The organism is Sphingomonas pituitosa NBRC 102491 (genome assembly GCF_001598435.1).
In the GTDB taxonomy this organism is placed as follows: Bacteria; Pseudomonadota; Alphaproteobacteria; order Sphingomonadales; family Sphingomonadaceae; genus Sphingomonas; species Sphingomonas pituitosa.
Map to the genome: position 1 here is coordinate 73,922 of NZ_BCYY01000010.1, position 20,273 is coordinate 94,194.

Below are 20,273 nucleotides of genomic sequence, written 5' to 3' on the forward strand. Positions count from 1 at the left end.
CCCGACCGGTTGAGCTATGGACGCTGTGCTTCCGCCACATCGCGGAGGATCGCTCCCCAGCACGCGATAATCAGCCCTTCGTTAGCCGACGTCTCATGTGTCGCGGCGGCATATATTCCCAACAGGTTGGCGATCTCATCGAGCGACACATCGCCCTGTCGCGCCATCACCGAGGCGATCACCGCAAGCGCGCCGCCCATCGCGCGCACAAGCGCCGGATCGGCGGGCAAATCAGTGCGCGGGGGCACGGCGGAAGTCTCGTCCGCAATTTCCTCACCCGGTTTGAGCGGTGCTTTCCGTTCGGCGGTATCGATCGCCGCCTGCAGATGGATTGCAGCACGGTCTTCGCCGGCTTCGTCGAGCATGGCGATGGCCTCGCGCATGAGGGCGAGGGCACGTCGCCGTATTGAGGCCAAGTCTTTCACGTCCGGCCCTTGCGCAGGCCCCGCGCCGGAGCGACGGCCGCGGTCGCGATCCAAATCTGCTCTCTGGGAAGAGCTTCAAGATACCCGGTCGGTCGGCCAACCGGCAAATGGCTGTTCATGCGCGCTTCCCGGGCTTCGCGGTTTCCTCACATTAACATCGGCTAGTAGAATGATACTTAAAACCCGTCGCCTTATAACCATCATACAGGCGAACAATGAAGGGTGAAACGCACCCATCCCGGATGCTTACGCGCTATCGTCGCCGCCAATATCCGCCGATACCGGAAGTCTCTTGGCGTCAGCCAACAGGACTTCGCCTATGATATCGAGATGGATCGCACTTATTTCGGCGGGATTGAGCGCGGAGAGCGCAATGTCGCGATCGACAATATCGAGCGCATTGCGAAGGGGTTGAAGATCAGCCCCCATTTGCTCCTACTCGATCCCACAACGCCCGACGACGATGCGGAAGTTGTGACTGACTGACGGCGTGTGGCATCGCGCATTTCAGCGAGATTTTCTGCTTTCGTTCTCGCCTCGGCTGACTCATAGAATCGTCATGCCGATCATGGCCGAACATCGCTGGCTCTACCCGATCGACTGGCCGGAACTGTCGAAGCTGATCCGCTTCGGCCGCGCCAAGGGGCGGTGCGAGCATTGCCGGCGTCCGCACGGTCGGCGGGTGTTCCACTTGGGCGATGGCCGCTGGTGGGACGCCGATCGCCGCCAGTGGCGTGACGGCCGCGGTCGCCGGGTGCGCGTGCCCGGCGACGGGGTGGCGGCGATCGTTCGTGTCACGCGGGTCTATATCGCGTGCGCGCACCTGAACCATGACCCGACCGACAACGCGCCGCGCAACCTGGCCGCGCTCTGCCAGCGGTGCCATATGATCCATGACGCGGCCGAGCATCGGCGCCGGCGCTGGCTGAACGCCTATCGACGGCGCGCAATCGGCGATCTGCTGGCGCCGCTTGACACCCCGGTGATATCGAGAGGGGGTGTGCCACGTGGCACACTTGCGGCAGCTCTAGCGGGCTAGATCCGCCGCCGGATTTTCAGGATGGGTCGCAACCTGGCTATTGGATGTTAAGGCTCGAAGGCGTATATAGGCCCTGCTGTTTCGTGATTGTCGATTGCGGAACCTACCTGAGCCCGCCGAGCTGCTACTTGGCGGGCTCAAACTTTATGGGCCATCCTGAAAGGAAAGGGACGGGAACCCTGCTAGGCCCCCGCCCCCCGTCAGGCTACTTGTGGCGGCCCAACTTTACGATCGCGACTACGAGCGAAAAGCCCGCGATCACAACCATTGCTGTTTCATAAATCGTCAATGTGCGTCACCTCCTTTGACCAGCGAGATTGCGGGGGAGCTGCTACATCCTTCCGCTGCCGATCGAGGCCATTGTAGCGCAGGCTGCTCGCTTCGCGCGATATTCTCGTGCGCTTCTCTCATCACATTGTCGTGAAGTCGCCTCAGCGCCGCCTGTCCCTTGGGGGCGGGCGGCGCGCGCGGGCCTGAAAGGGCAGCGGGCGCGATGGCCATGCGGGGCATGGCTGTCGCGCCGGCGACGGGGCTGCTGGTGGGCGGGTCGGTCGGGGGAAGGGGGGCGATTATCACCGCCCCCCGCATCCGTTCACGCCATTTCGTCGGCCTCCATATCCTCGCCCTCACCATCGAAGGCATCGGCTTCGGGACCGTCCCGCTCGTCGCGCTCGGGCTGGTCGAACGCCCCGATCTGCATGGGCGCGGGAAGCCAATGCGAAGCGAGCCGTCCCGACACGTTGACCGCCAAGTCCGCCTTCTTCTTGATGGTCGCGCAGTTGTCGGCGCTGGCATCGCCGCACTCGGCGCGGAGTAGATCGATCAGGGCCGCACGGCGCATCTTGTCGAACAGGGCGATGGGGGCCTGCCAGCGGGTCGCAATGTCCACGCCGGTCGCCCGGGCCACCTGCTCGAAGTGATGGTGACGCGCACCGGGGGCACCGCCCGCGAACAAGGTGCCGTCCACCGTCATCGCCACCAACCCGGCGAGTAGCGCCATCTTGTCGTCGTGGCTCATAGCGCGAATGACCTCGAACCGGTCCTCGGCGGGGATCGATGCGAAGCGGTCGGCCATCGTCTCTTCGACCTCCCGCACGTCGCTGGTCGCCATAAGGTCGTCGGCAACATCGGTCGCGATGGTCTTGCCCTGCACGTCGATCGCCATCTGATAGCTGTGCGCGCCGTGGAGTAGCTGCCCCGCGAGGCTGTCCAGCAGCACGTCCAGCGCCAGCGCAGGGTCGGCCGCGACCGCCTCCTGCACGATGCGGGTCTTGATCCGCGACAGGTCAGCGACAAGGCTGTTGCTGTAGAGCGGTTGCGGCTCGCCACTCCCTGTCTTGGGCTTCGGCTCGGCCTTCGCGCGATAGAAGCTCTTGCCGAGCGATCCGTCATGCGAAACCCATAGCGCCACGCCCCCGACTGCGACCTGCTCGGCGTTGAACCCCCGCAACCCCTCGGTGATCGCGTCGCGCTCGTCGGACAACGGCGCGAGCGCCACGCTGTCCTCGCCCTCTGCCTCGGCGATCCGCTCGATAGCGGCGTCAATCGCCTCGATCCGTGCTGCCTCGTCCTCGAACGGCTCGCGGGTGGCCGGATACAAGCTGCCTTTCATGTAAAGGTCGTAGGGTCGGTCCAGCGTGGCGCGAACCTCATGCCAACCGATCGCGCGATATTCGTCGGCGATGGCGTCCAGCTTGTCCTCTGCCAGTTCCTGCACAAGCTCGGGCTGGTCGGCAAAGCCCTCGGCCCCTTGGCTGAACAGGTCCACCGTGATCGTCCCCCCCTTCGCCTCATAGGCATCGCGCCCGACGAAGATGAACGCGCCGCTGGTGGTATCCACCTTCTCGGTCGTGAGCATCCGCCGGATGGTGTGGGCGTGGCCGTTCGCGGCCTTGCAGACCTTCACCTGTTGGTCGTGATCGTCGGTGAGGGTGAGCGCGCGCGCGGCCTCAAGCGACAACTGATCCTTGGCGATCAGGTCGATCAGCGCCGGTGCCAGCGCGGAAAGGCGAAGCATCTTATAGACGAAGCTGACCGCCTGACCGAACCGGGCCGCGATTTCCTCGGCGTCCATGCCGGTGTCGCGAAGCGCCGCAAAGGCGCGGATGCTGTCTGCCGGGTGCATATCCTCGCGCTGGAAGTTCTCCGCCAGCGATAGTTCGATGGCCTCTTCCTTGGTGCGGACCTCGACGGGAAACGCATCGCTGTTTTTGATCTGCTTGCGCTTCGCCAGTTCTTTTAGGCCGCGATAGCGCCGCCCTCCGGCGAACACATAGAACAGGCCCTCGTCCTCGTAGGCGACAAGGTTCTGCAACAGGCCGTGCGCGGCAATGTCGTCGGCCATGCTCTCGACGGCGGAAGGCTTCACGCGCCGCTGATTGAGCGGGGAAAGGCGAAGCTGCGACAGCTTAACGGTGATGATACCCATGATGATACTCCTTCGATATGTAATGTTGTCGATGGGGGAGGGGTCAGCCTTCGAGGCTCGCGAGTTCGTCAAACTCGGCCGATGCGCGCGCCGCGCCGTCGCCCGCGTAGGTCGCGCCGGAACGCGGGTAGAAGAACACGCGCTCGCCACGGCGGTAGGGGGTGCCGTCCGCGCTGGTGCCGTCCACCTTGGCCCGTTTCCAGTAGGGATCGCCCTTGTATCGGGTGTAAGCCATTCTCTTTCCTCCTTCTTCCTGCGGCTGAAAGCCGGTTGCCGCAGCAACCGGGTCTGCCTCTCCGGCGAGGAGCGGGATGGGGAGGGAGGAGGAAAATCGATGGCCTTGGCGCGGGCAGGCCGCCCTAGCGCGGCCGACGCCCCTTAGGGCGTCGGGTGCCGCGCTTGGCGGACCACACGGGGCCGTCTATTTTCCTTCGGGAACGAAAGGGCAGCAGCCCTTGGCGTTCCCCTTGGCAAGCGGGCCTCCAGGGGAGGGCCGCGCCGCACTACGGAGCGACGCCGCGCCATTCGGCGCGGCTATAGGTGTGCCACGTGGCACACCTCACGCGAGGATCGTGACCCGATAGGGCCGAGACGCCGGCACGGTGGCTTGGTCGGCGCGCCAACGCCGATAGAGCCGTGCCCGGCAGGGTCGCGCCCGGCTCTCCCTCGAATGGATCAACCTTGGGAAATCGTAATTGGACATGAGGCGCGTCAGCGCCGAGATGGAGGCAACGATGTTGCACCCGCAGCCTGGGTGATCTGTTCGGGAAAAGAGCATACACCGATGCTTCTCGCCTTTCTCCTGCTCGGCAGCATTGCCGCATTCCTCCTGAGTAGTGTCGCGGGAGGTGGTGCGGGGCTGCTCCTGATGCCGGTTCTGGTGCTGTTGCTCCCGGCCGCGTCCGCGCCCGCTGCACTGTCGATCGGAACCGCGACGAGTTCGGCATCGCGCCTGATCGTGCTGAGGAAGCGCATTCGGTGGGATGTCGTTCGCTGGTTCGTTCCGGCGGCGGTTCCCGCGGTATTCGTCGGCGCCTGGCTGCTGACCTTCTTCCCACCGATCTACATTCAAGTCCTGATCGGACTGTTCCTGATGGGGAACCTGCCAGCGGTATTCCGCAAGACGATCGCGCGCCCGGCACCATTGCCCGTCGAGAGTCGTCCGCGCCAACTGCTTATGGTGGGAGCCGCTGCGGGTGTCCTGTCCGGCTTCACCGGAGCTGTGGGACTGTTGTTCAACCGCTTCTACTACCGGCTTGAAATGGACAAGGAGGAAATCGTCGCGACGCGTGCGGCGAACGAAGTGCTTTTGCATTTGATCAAGCTGGTGCTCTACGCCAGTTTCGGCCTTCTGACCGAGCGGGCTTTGTTCGCCGGAGCGGTCGTCGCGATTGGGGCGATCGGGGCCTCCGTCATTACCCCATTCACGTTGCGCCGGCTCAACGAGGTGTTCTTCCGAAGGATCGGATTGGCCGCGATGGCGATTGCCGGCGTGACGATGACCACGACCAGCTCGGCGCAGGTCATTGCGCAGAACAGGCTCGGCGCGGCGGTCAGCGTCGCGCCCCGTGAAGTCGAGCTGACGACGCGCGCGCGCGGGCGACAGCTCACGGTGGAAATCGATACGATCGAAGGGCCTGTGATCGAGGTGCCGTCGCGGCTGACCGAAATACCGGCTGAAACCCGCGCGGAAATCGCCCGGAAGGTCGGGCAAGGAAGCATCGTGTCCGTAGAGAAGGCGCTGAGCCTGGCAGGCCGTCAGTGGGAAATCGAGTTCCGGCGGGATGGCCGTGTCTATGAGTTCAACCTGCCGCGGGCAGACGCGGATTGACCCCCGATCAGTGTGACCGGGTCAAGCGGAGACTGACGGCAAAGCCCCCCGTCGAACGCGAGAGGATGGCGTCGCCGCCATGACCGACCGCGACTGCGCGGACGAGCGCCAACCCCAGCCCGTGTCCAGCGGTTGTCCGTGACGCCTCGGCACGGGCGAAGCGTTGAAAGAGCCGATCGGCCTCATGGGAGGGAACGCCAGGACCATCGTCAGCCAGCTCGACGTCGATCGCCTCTCCGCTGCCGCTGGCCGACAAGGTGGCCGTCGTGCCGGCGGGGGTATGACGCAGCGCGTTTTCGAGCAGGTTGGAAACGGCCTGCGCCAGGAGGCGCCGATCGCCGCGAACCTGCAACCCGGTCGATATAGCCGCGACCAAGCGGCGGTCGGCCGCCTCGAAGTCGGGGCGGTAGGTGTCAACCATCTCGTCGAGAAGCGCGGATAGATCGACTGGAGCGAGCGCGCGGCGCTCGGCCAGCCCCTCGACCTCGGCGATACGAAGAAGCGCGGCGAAGATCTCCAGCAGCTCGTTGGCCTGATCGCGGGCAGCATGGATAGCGTCGACGCGCTCGTCATCGTCCTGGCCCGTGGAGGCGCGTTCGAGCTGGTTGCAGAGGCGCGTGAGCGGCGTGCGCAGGTCGTGGGCCACGTCGCTGGATACCTGCCGCAGATTGTCCATCAGCGCGGCCATGCGGTCGAGCATCTGGTTGAGCGTCGCGGCAAGCTGGTCGAACTCGCTTTCCGACCCGTCGCGGGCGACGCGCTGCGCCAGGTCGCCGGCGATGATCGCCTTGGCGGTGGCGTCGATCCGTGCAAGGCGGCGCCGGGTCAGCCATCCGATCAGTGCCGCGGCCCCCACACCGAGCGCCAGCATTGCACCGAGCGCGCCGGCGAACAGGATTTCGAGGGTGCGGTCGATCTCTTTCAGGTCGCGGCGATCGGCGATGACGACCAGCATTCCGCCAGGAAGCGCCGTGGTCAGCGATTGCCCGATGCCGGTATAGCCGTCACGCCGGAAGCGGAAGAACTCCTCATAGCCCGCCCTTACGGGCACAAGGGGCGTGACGGTTGCGGCGATCGAGCGACCGGCTTTGTCGACCAAGAGATAATCGAGGCTCGACGTCGTTCGGGTTGCCTCTCGCAAGCGGATTGATTCCGCCACGCTCGCGATACCGCCCTCTTTCACCTCTTGCAGCAGGGCGTCCGTTTCGACGGAAACGCGGTGATCGAGCTGCTTTTCCAACGCCTCGTGGGTCACGATATAGGCGATGGCGCCGATCGCGAGTGTCGCGGCCGCGAAGCCGATCGCGACCAGCGCGACGACGCCGAAGGTCGAACGCCACAGCCGACGTAGCATCTACTCGCCGCGGATCATGTAGCCGGCGCCGCGCACGGTCTCGATCGCATCCTCGTCGAATCCGGCGTTGAGCTTCGAGCGTAGCCGGCTCAGGTGCGTCTCGACGATGTTGGTCTTGGGATCGAAATCGAAATCCCAGACCCGCTCGAGGAGCATGGTGCGGGTCATCACACGGCGCGGATTGCGCATCAGCTCGGCGAGCAGCGCGAACTCGCGCGGCTGAAGGTGGACGCGCTGGCCGCCCCGCTCGACGGAGCGGCGATCGAGGTCGAGAACGATGTCGGCGACCTTAAGCTGGTGCGGCTCATTCCGCGGCGCGGGGCGGCGGGCAAGCGCGTTGAGGCGGGCGGCCAGCTCGGAGAAGGCGAACGGCTTGACGAGATAGTCGTCGGCGCCGTTCTCCAGGCCCTCGACCCGATCGGCGATCCCACCGACCGCGGTCAGCATGAGAACCGGCGTGGTGTCGCCCGCGGCACGCAGTGCCTTGACCAACGCCAGCCCGTCTAGCCCCGGAAGCATCCGATCGACCACGATCGCCTCGAACTCACCGCCGGTTGCCTGGAACAGCCCGTCGCGGCCGTCCAAGCTCGTCGCGACCTGATGGCCGGCCTGCCCGAGCCCCTGCGCGACAAAGGCCCTGGTTTCGGCGTCATCCTCCACGATCAATATACGCATCTCACACCCTATCTCGCCGGCTCCGCTGTGCGCCAACCGCCGCCCAGCGCCCGGAACAGCGCCACCTCGCTTTGCGATACCAGAAGGTCGGATTGGACCTTCTGGAGCGTGGCGGCGGCGAGCGAGCGTTGCGCATCGAGCTGAAGCAGCCCCGGCGCGTCGCCGAGGCGCACCCGCGCGCCCGCTCTGCGGACGTAGGCTTGGGCCTCCGTGGAGGCCAAGCCCAGCTCGCGGTTGCGCCGCGTCTCCGCGTCATAGGCGGCGAGCGCCGTTTCCACTTCGCGCAGGGATCGTAGCACAGCTACGTCCCATCCGGCGAGCGCGGCGCGTTCCGTCGCTCGTGCCTGTTCGAGCCGCGCACGCGCGGGCGCCTGGTTGGGGAACGCCCAGGTGACAAGCGGCGAGGCGACTGCCTTGAAGCCACCAGACAACAACCCGATCGCCCCGCCGAGATTGACGCGGGGGTAGAGGTCGGCGCGCGCGACGCCGATCCGTGCGGCGGCCGCGGCGAGCCGGCGTTCGGCCTCGCGGACGTCGGGACGGCGAAGGAGCAGGGCAGTCCCGTCGCCAACCGGCGCGGCAGCGCGCAGCCGCGGCGGCGCCGCGCAGGCGAAGGCATAGGACCGCGCTTCGGCCGGCGGCCGCCCCTGTAACGTCGCGAGCCGGTAGAGAGCGTTGGCCCGCTGCGCCTCGAACGGCGCGATGGCCGCGCGGGTCGACGCGGCGATCGTCGCGACCTGCGACACCTCTAGCGGCGACACCTCGCCGGCGCGGAGCTGCTCACGCACCAGCGCAACTGAGCGGTCCTGCACCGTCGCGACCTCGCGCGCGACGGCAATCGCACGGGTGGAGCCGCACAAATCGATATAGGCCAGCACCGTGTCGGCAACGACCGCGACGCGAAGGCCATCCAGCACCGCGGTCTGCGCCTCGGCGTCGGCGCGGGCGGCGGTCGCGGCGGAACGCAGCCGCCCGAACAGGTCGACGTCCCAGCTCGCGGTCGCCGCCACGTCGTAGTCGGTGGTGGGCACGTTGCCCGACGCGCTCGGCTGCGCGGCGGGATTGTCGACGCCAAGCGAACTCTCGATGGTGGTCTGCGGCAGCCGCGCCGCCTGCGCCTGGCGGAGTGCGGCCCGCGCGCCGTCGAGATTGGCATAGGCGACGCGCAGGTCCGCGTTGGCGGCAAGCGCGGCCCGCACCAGCTCGTCGAGCGCGGGATCGTCGTAGAGCCGCCACCAATCGTCCGGGACCGGCGCGATCGAGGCGACGGGCAGAGATGCGAACGCCCCGGCGGCGCTCGCCGGCGCGACGGTGGCTGGCGGCTTGGGCACGCTCATGCACGCGGAAGCGAAAAGGGCGAGCGCCGGCGCGGCACCCCGGAAGAGGACGCTCATGCCAGCGCCTCCCGGTGGGCCGGGGCGGGCGGGGCGGGCCGCTCCTCGCCGTAGCGCGCGTAGAGTGCGGGCAGCAGCAGCAGATTGAGTGCGGTCGACGAAATGAGGCCGCCAAGGATCACGATCGCCATCGGATGTTCGATCTCGTGGCCCGGAGCGTTGCCGGCGACGATCAGCGGGACCAGCGCGAGGCCGGCGCAGGCTGCGGTCATTAGAATCGGCACCAATCGCTCCTCGGCGCCGCGCATCACCAGCTCGCGGCCGAACACCATGCCCTCGTGCCGTTCAAGATGCTGGTAGTGCGACAGGAGCATGATGCCGTTGCGCGCGGCGATGCCGATGACGGTGACGAAGCCGACCAGCGAGCCGAGCGACAGCACCCCTCCGGTAAGCGCGACCGCAACGACGCCGCCGACCAGCGCAAAGGGAAGGCTAACGCCCACCAGTGCCGTGATCCGGCGCGAGCGGAACTCGATCCAGACCAGCAGCAGGATGCCGACGAGGCAGAGCGCCCCCGTCGTCCAAAGCCGCTGGCGCGATTCCTTCAAAGCGGCATATTCCCCCAGCACGTGCGGATGGTAGCCGGTGGCGAAGGGCACCTTCGCCACCGCGGCCTCGACGCTGCGCGCGACCGTGCCGAGGTCGGCGCCGGCGACGTTCATCGTCACGTCCAAACGGCGCTGGCCGTTCTCCCGTTTCACCTCATTGGGAGCGGGGACGATCTCGATATCGGCGATGTCGCCGAGCCGTACCGGCGCTCCCAATCCTGCGGCGCTGCCGCTTGAAGCTCCCCCGGTAGCGGGAAGCGCGCTGCCTGCGCCGGGTGCCATGCTTCCGGCGGTCGGAGCCTGGATCATCAAATCGCGCAGCGCGTGGATGTTGTTGCGGACGGCGGGTTCGCCCCACACCGCGACGTCGAACGCCCTCTGCTCGCGATAGATCTCGCCGACCTTCTGTTGCGCGACGAGAGTCTGCGCCTGGCGGCGGACCTCGCCGGCGGTGAGGCCAAGCCGCGCCAACTCGTCAGGGCGCGGCCTGACCCTGATCTGCGGCACAAGCACCTGGCTCTCCAGCTTCAGGTCCGAGAGACCCTGAACGCCGCCAAGCGCGTCGCGAACCCTGGCGCCGGCCGCGCGCAGCTCGTCTTGGTCGGGGCCATAAATGCGAACGACGATGGTGGCGCCGGCGCCGGTCAGCACCTCCTTGATGCGCTCGCGCAGATAGGTCAGCACGTCGCGGTAGAGGCCGGGATACCCCTCGACCACTTCCTTGATCCGCTTGACCGACGCATCGTAGTCGACGCTCTCGTCGAGGCTGATCCACAGCTCGGTGAAGTTGGGTCCGACCACCTCGTCGGCCGCTTCGGCGCGGCCGATATGCGCGCCGAAGTTACGGACGCCTGGAATCGCGCGCAGCTCCTTCGACGCGCGAATGGTGATCCGGTCCATTGCCTCGATCGACGTGCCGGGCTTCTCGACGAAGTGCATCAGGAAGTCGGTTTCGCGGAAGTCGGGGAGGAACTGGTCCTTGAAGGTCGCATAGCCGACGCCCGCCAGCAGCAGTCCGCCGGCAACGATGCCGACCGCCAGCGTCGGTCGACCGACGACACGGGGCAGGAAGCCGACGTAGCGGCGCTTCAGCCCGGCGACGAAGCGGGTGTCGCGCTCGGTGGTGAGGGGTGCGTTCGGAAGGAGCAACAGGCACATCGCCGGCGTCACCGTCAGCGCCACGAGCAGCGACGTGCCGATGGCGAGGACGTAAGCGACCGCTAGCGGCTGGAAGAAGGTGCCTGCGAGCCCGCCCAGGAAAAAGATCGGTAGGAACACAAGCATCACGATCAGCGAGGCGAACACTACCGCCGAGCGCACCTCCAGCGAGGCGGCAAGCACCACCTCGAAGGCGGGCCGGGGTTCCGCCAGCTCGCGGTTCAACCGGAGACGCCGCGCGATGTTCTCGACGTCAATGATCGCGTCGTCGACCACTTCGCCGAGCGCGATGACGAGGCCCGCGATCACCATCACGTTGATCGTGGCGCCCGACCAGAGCAGCACCAGGCCGGCGCCGAGCAGCGACAGCGGAATGGCGACGAGGCTGATTGTCGCTTGCCGCCAATCGCGGGTGAACAGGAACAGCACGATCGCCACCAGCGCGCAGCCGATCAACAGCGCCCGGGTCAGGTTGTCGATCGATCGCTCGATGAAGGTCGCGGGGCGGAAGATGGTTGTGTCGACCTTCACGTCCCGCAAGCCTGGCTTCAGCTCGCCAAGCGCGGACTCGACGGCGCGGGTCAGCTCCAGCGTGTTGGCGGTCGGCTGCTTCTCGACGATCAGCATGATGCCCGGGCCGTCGTCGATGATGGCGTTGCCGATCGGCGCATTGAAGCCGTCGACGACGCGAGCGACGTCGCCGATCCGCACCGGGGCCTCGCCCGCCTGCTTGACGATCGCTTGGGCGAGGTCGGCGGCGGTCTGCACCGTCCCGGCCTGCTGCACCGCCAACCGCTGATTGGGGGTATCGACGAAGCCGCCACCGCCGACCAGCACCGCGTCTCCTGCCGCTGCGCGCACCTCCGCCAGCGTCACGCCCGCGGCGCGCAGCCGGTCGGGGTCGACCAGCACTTGGAGCTGACGGTCGCGTTGCCCCCACACTGCGACGTTGGCGACGCCCTGCACCGCCATCAGCCGCGGCCGGATCGTCCAGCGCACCAGCTCGGAAAGCTGCATCTGATCGAGTTTTGCCGACGATAGCCCGATCTTCATCGCGCGGCTTGTCGACGAGAGCGGCGGCATCAGCACCGGCTGGCGCGCGGCGATCGGCAGGCGCGGTTGCACCTGGGCGATGCGCTCGCCGACCATCTGGCGCGCGCGCAGCACGTCCGACCCGCGCTCGAAGAGGATCTGGACCGACGAGAGCCCCAGCACCGACTTGGACCGCAGCGTCATCAAGCCGGGCACGCCGTTGACCGCGGTCTCGATCGGCACCGTCACCAGGCTCTCCACCTCCTCGGTGGACAAGCCCGGCGCCTCGGTCTGAATCTCGACCATCGGCGGGGCGAACTCGGGGAACACGTCGAGCGGGATGTCGCGACCGGCGCGGACGCCCAGAACGACGAGCAGCGCCGCCAACGCGAGAACGAGGACGCGCTGCGCGAGCGCGAAGTGGACGAGCCGGGCGAGCATCAGTGTGCCGCCCCGAACTCGGTCCCGAACAGCTCGGCCGCGCCGGTGGTGACGACTTCCGCCCCCGACGACAGGCCCCGCGCGAGCAATGCGCGTCCACCTGACTCGGACGCGACTTCGACGCGCTGGCGGACGAAAGTGTCCTTAGCGGTCTTCTGATAGATCCATTCGCCACCGTAGATGTCGCGAAGGATCGCCGTGGAGGGCACCGACAACCCCTCGGTCTGCCCGGCGATCGGCAACCCGACCGACACCCTTTGCCCGACCCGGAACGCCCGGTCGCGATTGTCGATCGCATAATACAGGTCGACCGTGCCGGCGGCGCTGTTCGCCGATGGCGGAGCCTGCACGGGGCGGGCAAGGCGTGGCGCGCCGCCAGCGCCGAGCATCGTGATGGTGGCGGCGCCGTCGCGCCGGACGTTACCGACGTCGCTCCCGAAGACTGCGGCTCGCACCCAAAGCGTCGCCTGCGAACCCAGCGACGAGACCGACGGACCCAGCAACTGCCGTTGCTGGCGCGCGGCGCCGAGCGCGGCCTGTGCCGCCGCCAGCGCCGCGGCGGCCTCGTCCCGCGCGCGCACGCTGCCGGCCTCCTCACGCACCAGGCTCTCCGCCCGGTTGAGCGCGATGCGGGCAAGCCGGGCTTGCGCGGTCGCCCGCGCCAGCTCCGCGTCGGCGGCGGCCTGTTGGGCGCCGACCTGTTGCAGGTTGGTGAGCGAGTTGACCGGCACGCCGTTGGCGCTGGTCGGCGGCACGACGATCTCGCCGGCGACCTGGCGCTGCGCGCTGGCTGAGCCGTCACCGACTCGGGCAAGGCCGATCCCGAGCCGCTGTTGCGCTTGCGGCGTCAACGTGAGCTTCAGCAACTCGGTTTCGTGCGCGATGGTCTCGGCGTGCGATGGAGGCGCAGCGGGCTTCGACGGTTCGCCGCCGCACGCTGCGAGGATGACGGGGAGGAGCAGGATCAGGGGAGGGCGCATCGGGGCAGTCTAGGCGCGCGCGGTTGGCCGATGCTTTCGGGTTCTATACGAAACTCCAACATCGCGGCTGCAAGCGACGCGGATTGGGAGTTTGCAATCCAGGCGCCATCCTCGATCCAGCGCGAGCCGTTAGCGGCCGATCATGGCGAATTGGATTCAGCAGCTCATGGATGGTCTGGGCTATGTAGGCATCGCGCTCCTGATGCTCGCCGAGACGGTGTTCCCACCGATACCTTCGGAAGTCATCATGCCGCTCGCAGGGATGCAGGCCGGGCGTGGTTCGCTGTCGCTCGCCGGGGTCATTGCGGCCGGCACCGCGGGCGCAATGGCCGGCAACGTGTTCTGGTATGCGGTAGCGCGCAGAGTGGGCGTTGATCGGCTTCACGGCTTCATCGATCGACATGGCCGATGGTTGACGCTCGACTGGTCGGATGTCGATCGCGGCCGACATCTATTCTCGCGGGGCGGCTCGCTTTTCGTTTGCTTCGGGCGGATGGTGCCTACCGTCCGCTCCATCGTCTCCGTCCCGGCCGGGCTGCTTGCCATGCCGTTTCCGCGGTTCTTCGCCTGGTCCCTTGCCGGAACTCTCGGCTGGACGGCGCTCCTCGCTGGAGCGGGAGCAAGCCTCGGCGCGCGCCATGACGCGGTGTCGCGCGTGATCGGCCCGTTCTCGCTGGCGATTATCGTGGCGATTGCCGTCTGGTATGCGTGGCGGGTCGCGACCTGGCGGAAAACGCATCGTGGCGAGTGAGCGCGCGCGCGGGCTCACTCGCCGCCCCGAGACGCTGATCGCCGGCGGACTGGCGCTGGCTGCGGCGTTGGCGTTCCTGATTGCCAAGCTCGGAAGCGAGATCGCGGAAGGCGAGACGCTCGCCTTCGATCGCGGCGCGCTGCTGTGGGTTCGTCAGCACCTGGGCGGCTTGCCCGCCCTGCGCGCGATCATGCTGGATGCGACCGCGCTGGGCGACCGTGCGACGCTCACGCTGGTCGTGCTTGTCGTAGGGGGCTATCTCGCGGTCGTCCGCTCCGGGCGGCTCGCTGCGTTCCTGATCGTGCAGGCCGCGGTCGGCACCTCCTTGGCGTCGCTCGTGAAGCCTTGGTTCGGTCGGGTCCGTCCCGACGTCGTGCCGCACTGGACGGAAGTCGCCAGCGCGAGCTTCCCAAGCGGCCACGCGGCGAACTCGGCCGTCGTCTATCTCTCCATTGCGATGATCGCAGCACGGGCGGCGCCGAGCCGGCCGGGTCGGGCCTATCTCATGGCGACCGCCAGTCTGCTCGTCATCCTGATCGGGTTCTCGCGCATCTACCTGGGCGTCCATTATCCAACCGACGTCCTCGCCGGCTGGGCGATCGGCGGGGCATGGGCGCTGCTATGCGGCGCGCTAGGCAGCGCCCTTGTCGGACGCCGCAGAACCTGACCGAAGCACGTAGACGAGCCAATCTGCCCCGCCGATCACATTGGGGTAAGATTACCGGGAGGATACAAAGCCCCAATGTAACCTCAATCTGGTTGCTCAGCCCCCTCTGAAAAGACAAGCCCCCACCTGCAAATCGTTCGCATTAGCTACAGTTGGGGGATCATGAACACCGTTACACTGGCACGCACTTCGCTGGCCGCCCTGTCGACCGCGATGCTGATCGCCGCCGCTTCGCCGGCCTGGGCGCAGGCGCAAGCACAGACCAAGCCGGCCGAACTCGGGACCGTGACCGTCACCGACACGGCGATCGACGAACAGGAAGCCGAGACGTCCTATAAGGTGTCGCGCAGCATCAGCGCCACGCGCACCGACACACCGCTCATCGATGTTCCGCAGAGCGTCACCGTCGTTCCCGTCAAGCAAATCCTCGACCAGGCCGCGAACAGCATCGGCGACGCGATCCGCTACGTGCCCGGCGTCTTCTCGTCGCAAGGGGAGGGCAACCGCGAAACCCTGTCGTTCCGCGGCAATTCGACCACCGGCGATTTCTTCGTCGACGGCATCCGCGACGATGTTCAGACCTACCGCGATCTCTACAACATCGAGCGCCTTGAGGTCTTCAAGGGGCCGAACGCGATGATCTTCGGCCGCGGCGGCATCGGCGGCCTCATCAACCGCGTCACGAAGGTCGCCGATGGTCGCCAGCACATCGGCGGTCGTCTCGAAGCGGGCAGCTTCGACCATTATCGCGGGCAGGTCGACGTCGGCGCGCCGGTGAGCGAGATGCTGTCGCTGCGCCTGACCGGCGTCTATCAGAACAGCGGCAGCTACCGCGATGGCGTCGACTACGAGCGCTGGGGCCTCAATCCCACCGCCACGCTGGCGCTCGGCCCCGACACGACGATTTCTGTCGGCTACGAGCATTTCGAGGACGATCGCGTCGCCGACCGCGGCGTCTCCTCCTACCTGGGTCAGCCGCTGCGCACGCGGCGCGGCGAGTTCTTCGGCGATCCCGACAACAGCCCGACGTGGACCGACACCGACGCCGGCACCCTTTTCGTCGAGCATCGTTTCAGCGATGACGTGGTGATCCGCAACCGCACGCGCTACGCGGAATATGACAAGTTCTACCGCAACGTCTTCCCCGGCGCCGTGAACACCGCTGCCCAGGTCAACCCCGCCGGACTCCCGGCGGGCACCTATGCTCCCGGCACGATCGTCGCGATTCAGGCTTACGACAACGCGACGCAGCGTCAGAACCTGTTCAATCAGACCGACTTCAACGCGACCTTCACCACGGGCGCGATCGAACACACGCTGCTGATCGGCGCCGAGTTCGGCCGTCAGGAGACGGACAATCTCCGCCTCGAAGGTTTCTTCCCGACTGCGACCAATGCGCAAGGGGTCCAGACCATCTTCGCGACGATCGGGGCGCCGCGCATCCGTCGTCCCGACGTGCTGTGGCGGCCGATCGCGAGCAGCGGCGACAACCACAGCGTCGCTAAGGTCGCGGCCGGCTACATTCAGGACCAGATTGCGCTGTCGCCGGTGTTCGATGTCGTGGTCGGCATCCGCTACGAGCATTTCGATACGCACGTTCGCGACCAGCGGACCGTGGGTTTCCCGGTCAACCAGCAGCGCGGTTTCGATGTGACCAACAATTTGTGGTCCCCTCGTGCCGGCCTGATCTTCAAGCCGATCGAGCAGGCGTCGATCTACGCCGCCTATTCACGGACCTACCTGCCGCGCGGCGGCGACCAGCTCGCCGGCCTCAACCTGACCAACCAAAGCCTCGCGCCCGAGAAGTATGAGAATTACGAGATCGGCGCGAAGTGGGACATTCTCCCCACCTTCAACGTCGCGGGCGCGGTGTTCCAGCTCGATCGCAGTAATGTGCTGGCGTTGAGCGATCCGAACAATCCAAGTTCGCCGACGATCCCGATCGGCCGCCAGCGGACCAAGGGCGTCGAGCTGAGCGCGCAGGGGGAGATTACCGACCAGCTCAGCGTGATCGGCTCCTACACCTACTCCGACGCCAAGTTCCTTGATTCACAGTCGGGAACGGTGCTGCGCGGCAATCGGGTCGCCAATGTGCCGAAGCACGCCGCGGCGCTCTGGACGCGGTTCGACCCGACGGAAGCGCTCGGCGCCGCGGTCGGCGTGATCCGGCAAGGTCGGCGCTTCGCGGCGACCGACAATCTTGTCTCGATGCCCGGCTACACGCGGGTCGACGGAGCGATCTACTATCGGCTGTCGCCCCAGCTCGACCTTCAGCTCAACGTCGAGAACATCTTCAACGAGCGGTATTTCCTGTATTCCAACAGCAATACCAACATCACGCCAGGGTCGCCGACGGCCTTCCGCGTCGGGGTCAATGCGCGCTTCTGAACGCTCGCGATGCGTGTATTCCGGCTCAACCGGCTCGCCTCGCGCGAACGCCTTGTGATCGGCCTCCTTCGGGGGGCCGATCCTGTCGTTGCAGCCGGCGATCTGCACGCACTGTTCGGCCGTCTCCGAACGGCAGGATCGGCGCGCGGATTTAGCCCGGCTCCGGTCTCAAGCACCTACGCGACAAGGCAGGAGCTATGCCTGCTCGGCGCACTCGCCGGTTTCCAGCGCGCCAATCCCGACCTGGCGGTGACGATCAAAGGGGATTGGCAGCCGATCGTGCAGGCGTGCGCGCGCCGCCTCGCCAAGGATGGCGTCCAGCTCGGCCACGCGACTTTGGCGAGGCTCGCCGGCTTGGGGGAGACATGCGACGAACTGTCGATCGCCATTTCGCCCGTCATCAACGTCGTGGCTCAGCCCGTCCGCTCTGCCTATCCGCCACTCACCAGCACTTTGCAGGGGAAGGCGCTCGAATTCGTGCGGGAGCGGGGGAATACCACGTCGCGCGATCTCGCCGGCTTCGGGGTGTCGCGCCAGGTCGTCAGCATCATGTTCAAGCGAGGGCTGCTCGTGCGCGTCCGGATTGGCGTTTATCAAGCCGCCCCCGAGACCGTGCGTGGGTGAAGGCATGAAGGTCCTAGAATACGCCCGTGGCGAAGCCCCAAGAGAGAAATCCTTGTCTTCCTCGGGGTTGGGCGACGGCCAGCCGCCGGCCCGGTATCAACCGAGCCGGCGGCCGCGCTGGTTCTCACTTGGCCTCATCGTGGCGATCCACGTCGGAGGCTTCTTCGCGCTCGACTATTTGGACGTCGGAATTGTGCGACAGCTCCCGGCGCCACCCTTGGTCGTCAATCTTCTCCCGCTTGATCCGCCCCCGCCGGCGCCGGTCGTGCTGCCGACGGAGAAGGTGGTCGTGCGACCCGCTGAGCCGAAGCGGGTCGTCGCTCCTCCGCCAATCATCGCAATCCCGACGGCCGCCGTCACCATCCAGACAATCACCAAGCCCGAGCCGATCCCGCCAGCGCCTGCCAAGGTCGGGGAAGCAAAACCCGCGCCGCCACGGGCGGCGGACACGCTCGTAAACCTCAACACCCGTTTGCTGTCGGCAGAGCCGCCACGGTATCCAGCGGAGTCTCGACGTCGCCGCGAAGTGGGAACTGTCGTCCTGATGGTCGTCGTCGACGAAGACGGGCGCGTCGGGACCATATCGATTTCAGACAGCAGCGGCTTCGAGCGGCTCGACAAGGCAGCACTTAGCGCGGTGCGACGTTGGCGATGGACGCCGACCGTGATCGATGGTCGACCGAGCCAGGTCCGCGGGCTGGTGCGGATTCCTTTCGAGCTTAGGGAAACGAAACCATGAAGCATGGAGCGACCGCGGCGGCCGCGCTGGCGCTGGCAACGCCGGGTGTGACGGAGGCGCAGGAGCGCCGGTCGGTCGCGCCCGAGGCGATGCAGAAGATCGCACCCGTCCTGACGCGCTACACCGACGACGTGCTGTTCGGCGACGTTTGGTTGCGGCCGGGTCTGTCGCCGCGCGACCGCAGTATCGTCACGCTCTCGGTCCTGATCGCGACCGGCAAGACCGCACAGCTCGGCGGGCACCTCAACCGCGGCCTGACCAACGGTCTTAAACCGACCGAGGTCGCCGGCGTGGTGACGCATCTCGCTCTCTACACAGGCTGGCCGAACGCGGTGTCGGCGTTGACCGAGGTCGACAAGGTTTTCACCGACCGCAAGATCGATCCGGCTACGCTGAAGGCGGTGGTGCCGACAACTGCGCCGCTGCCAGCTTCGGACGGCGAACGCGCCGCCACGGTCCGACGGGACGTCGCGCCAATCGCGCCGAAGTTCGCCGAATTGACGAACGGCCTAATCTTCAACGACCTGTGGCGACGCACCGATCTCAACCAGCGCGACCGCAGCCTGGTTACAATTGCTGCGCTGGCTGCCGGCGGCGATGACGAGCAGCTCGGCTTCCACATCAAGCGAGCGCTCGAGAATGGCCTGACGCAGCCGCAAATCAGCGAAGCGTTCACGCATCTCGCCTTTTACGCCGGTTGGCCCAAGGCAAGCGCCGCCATCGGCATCCTAGCGAACACCGCCCAACCGGGTGACGGAGCTGGCGCACCAAAGGTCCGCGTTGTGCCGCCGGGGGCGAACCCGACGCCCGGGCCAGCAAAGAACTTCATGGGCTCGGTCTCCGTCACGTCGCCGTTCAAGGGGACGGGAGCGGCGCGAGTGGGCGGCGCCACTGTCACGTTCCGGCCCGGCGGGCGCACCAACTGGCATAGGCATCCGCTCGGCCAACTCCTCGTCGTGACCGCCGGTGAGGGTCGGGTTCAGGCGGACGGTGAGGGCGTGCGCGCGATCCGGCCGGGCGATACCGTGTGGATTGGCCCTGGCGTCAAGCACTGGCATGGCGCCGCGCCGACGAAGGCGATGACGCACGTGGCTGTCAGCGAGACGGAAGGCGGCAACGGCGTGAGCTGGCTGGAGCCTGTGACCGATGACGTTTACCGGCAGTCCCCGTCAGTCCTTCCTGCAGGTGGATCGACTGACCCGTAAGGCGCACCGCTCCCATCCTCACGCTAACGGCGCCCCGCGCCAGCTCAGCGGGGGAGCGGCGCGCGGCTCAAGGTTGGTCGGCGAAGAAGCTGCCGCGTCCGCCCCGAAACGCGCCGACGACGTTCCCGCCATCCCAATGGCCGGAGAGAATGCCGAGCCGGGGGATGCTCCCGATCGGCTTACGGCGCGCGGCGAGAAGCCGCGCGCGCCGCGTGTCGGGGTCGATCGGCTCGCCGGTCCTAATATCGATGGCGTGGCGCAGCGGGGTCATGCGGGCCGCCATTGCTCGACCAGCGCTGCCATCGCGTCGCGGTAGCCCCACGCATCGGCATAGACGGTCGGCTTGGCCGCCAGATAGGCCATGACGATCAGCATATCCTCGGAAATGACGGCATCGCAATTGGAGAGGTGAAGGATGGGGAAGTGGCCCCATTCGCCCCCGTCCCACCATGCCAACAGGAAGTCGGCCGCACGTGAGGCTTGGCCGGTGTCGGACCCGGCGACGGCGATCAGGCGGGCGATCGCCTCGCCGACTTCCTCGAAGCTGACGGCGCGGATCGCGGGGCGGCGTTGGGGAGGGTTCATGGTGTTAGT

The 20,273-nt window shown here is 67.0% G+C and carries 19 protein-coding genes; 9 read left to right on the plus strand and 10 right to left on the minus strand.

Going from position 1 to position 20,273, the window contains the following annotated elements:
* Positions 1-14: 14 nt before the first annotated feature.
* On the minus strand, positions 15-425 hold the full coding sequence (locus tag SPI01S_RS10405) for a hypothetical protein (RefSeq protein ID WP_157084639.1): 411 nt from the start codon (positions 423-425) through the stop codon (positions 15-17).
* 222 nt (positions 426-647) lie between these two features.
* Between SPI01S_RS10405 and SPI01S_RS10410 the strand changes: the two genes are divergently transcribed.
* Positions 648-911 carry a helix-turn-helix domain-containing protein gene (locus SPI01S_RS10410; protein WP_066721892.1) on the plus strand — a complete coding sequence of 88 codons (264 nt, stop codon included), beginning with the start codon at positions 648-650 and terminating at the stop codon, positions 909-911.
* Between the two features lie 73 nt (positions 912-984).
* Positions 985-1,464 carry a hypothetical protein gene (locus SPI01S_RS10415; protein ID WP_066721893.1) on the plus strand — a complete coding sequence of 160 codons (480 nt, stop codon included), beginning with the start codon at positions 985-987 and terminating at the stop codon, positions 1,462-1,464.
* 592 nt (positions 1,465-2,056) lie between these two features.
* Here the strand turns inward: SPI01S_RS10415 and SPI01S_RS10420 are convergent.
* The gene (locus SPI01S_RS10420; RefSeq protein WP_245653550.1) at positions 2,057-3,964 is read right to left on the minus strand and encodes a ParB/RepB/Spo0J family partition protein; all 1,908 of its coding nucleotides are present in this window, start codon (positions 3,962-3,964) and stop codon (positions 2,057-2,059) included.
* Positions 3,936-4,127, minus strand: coding sequence for a hypothetical protein (locus SPI01S_RS10425; RefSeq protein ID WP_066721896.1), 192 nt, complete (start codon positions 4,125-4,127; stop codon positions 3,936-3,938). The genes SPI01S_RS10420 and SPI01S_RS10425 overlap by 29 nt, the downstream gene beginning before the upstream one ends.
* Before the next feature lie 549 nt (positions 4,128-4,676).
* Between SPI01S_RS10425 and SPI01S_RS10430 the strand changes: the two genes are divergently transcribed.
* A complete protein-coding gene (locus SPI01S_RS10430; RefSeq protein ID WP_066721898.1) occupies positions 4,677-5,723 on the plus strand; it encodes a sulfite exporter TauE/SafE family protein in 1,047 nt (348 codons plus the stop codon).
* 7 nt (positions 5,724-5,730) lie between these two features.
* On the opposite strand, the gene SPI01S_RS10435 is transcribed toward SPI01S_RS10430, so the two are convergent.
* From SPI01S_RS10435 to SPI01S_RS10455, 5 genes are read right to left on the minus strand one after another with little or no spacing between them, the layout of a single operon-like run.
* A complete protein-coding gene (locus tag SPI01S_RS10435; protein WP_066721900.1) occupies positions 5,731-7,077 on the minus strand; it encodes a sensor histidine kinase in 1,347 nt (448 codons plus the stop codon).
* A complete protein-coding gene (locus SPI01S_RS10440) occupies positions 7,078-7,752 on the minus strand; it encodes a response regulator transcription factor (protein ID WP_066721902.1) in 675 nt (224 codons plus the stop codon).
* An 8-nt stretch (positions 7,753-7,760) separates the two neighbouring features.
* Positions 7,761-9,146 carry an efflux transporter outer membrane subunit gene (locus SPI01S_RS10445; protein WP_066721904.1) on the minus strand — a complete coding sequence of 462 codons (1,386 nt, stop codon included), beginning with the start codon at positions 9,144-9,146 and terminating at the stop codon, positions 7,761-7,763.
* Positions 9,143-12,325 (minus strand): efflux RND transporter permease subunit, encoded by a 3,183-nt coding sequence (locus tag SPI01S_RS10450; protein WP_066721906.1) that lies wholly within the window; start codon positions 12,323-12,325, stop codon positions 9,143-9,145. The genes SPI01S_RS10445 and SPI01S_RS10450 overlap by 4 nt, the downstream gene beginning before the upstream one ends.
* The gene (locus SPI01S_RS10455; protein WP_066721908.1) at positions 12,325-13,305 is read right to left on the minus strand and encodes an efflux RND transporter periplasmic adaptor subunit; all 981 of its coding nucleotides are present in this window, start codon (positions 13,303-13,305) and stop codon (positions 12,325-12,327) included. The genes SPI01S_RS10450 and SPI01S_RS10455 overlap by 1 nt, the downstream gene beginning before the upstream one ends.
* A 142-nt stretch (positions 13,306-13,447) precedes the next feature.
* Between SPI01S_RS10455 and SPI01S_RS10460 the strand changes: the two genes are divergently transcribed.
* The 6 genes from SPI01S_RS10460 to SPI01S_RS10485 all read left to right on the plus strand — a co-directional run bounded on the left by SPI01S_RS10460 (position 13,448) and on the right by SPI01S_RS10485 (position 19,679).
* Positions 13,448-14,056: a DedA family protein gene (locus tag SPI01S_RS10460; protein WP_066721910.1), complete on the plus strand. Its 609-nt coding sequence runs from the start codon at positions 13,448-13,450 to the stop codon at positions 14,054-14,056.
* Complete coding sequence (locus SPI01S_RS10465; RefSeq protein WP_066721912.1) at positions 14,046-14,723, plus strand: phosphatase PAP2 family protein; 678 nt, start codon at positions 14,046-14,048, stop codon at positions 14,721-14,723. Before SPI01S_RS10460 ends, SPI01S_RS10465 begins: the two co-directional genes overlap by 11 nt.
* Positions 14,724-14,885: 162 nt before the next feature.
* A complete protein-coding gene (locus SPI01S_RS10470) occupies positions 14,886-17,111 on the plus strand; it encodes a TonB-dependent receptor (RefSeq protein ID WP_066721914.1) in 2,226 nt (741 codons plus the stop codon).
* 9 nt (positions 17,112-17,120) lie between these two features.
* Positions 17,121-17,735, plus strand: a complete 615-nt coding sequence (locus tag SPI01S_RS22660) for a type IV toxin-antitoxin system AbiEi family antitoxin domain-containing protein (protein ID WP_066721916.1) — start codon at positions 17,121-17,123, stop codon at positions 17,733-17,735.
* A 4-nt stretch (positions 17,736-17,739) separates the two neighbouring features.
* The gene (locus tag SPI01S_RS10480) at positions 17,740-18,474 is read left to right on the plus strand and encodes an energy transducer TonB (RefSeq protein WP_169804495.1); all 735 of its coding nucleotides are present in this window, start codon (positions 17,740-17,742) and stop codon (positions 18,472-18,474) included.
* Complete coding sequence (locus SPI01S_RS10485; protein WP_066721920.1) at positions 18,471-19,679, plus strand: (R)-mandelonitrile lyase; 1,209 nt, start codon at positions 18,471-18,473, stop codon at positions 19,677-19,679. The genes SPI01S_RS10480 and SPI01S_RS10485 overlap by 4 nt, the downstream gene beginning before the upstream one ends.
* Positions 19,680-19,746: 67 nt before the next feature.
* Here SPI01S_RS10485 and SPI01S_RS10490 read toward each other — a convergent pair whose 3' ends face one another.
* Both SPI01S_RS10490 and SPI01S_RS10495 read right to left on the minus strand, forming a co-directional pair.
* A complete protein-coding gene (locus SPI01S_RS10490; RefSeq protein ID WP_066722031.1) occupies positions 19,747-19,950 on the minus strand; it encodes a hypothetical protein in 204 nt (67 codons plus the stop codon).
* Complete coding sequence (locus SPI01S_RS10495) at positions 19,947-20,264, minus strand: DUF7673 family protein (RefSeq protein WP_066721922.1); 318 nt, start codon at positions 20,262-20,264, stop codon at positions 19,947-19,949. The genes SPI01S_RS10490 and SPI01S_RS10495 overlap by 4 nt, the downstream gene beginning before the upstream one ends.
* Between the last annotated feature and the right edge of the window lie 9 nt (positions 20,265-20,273).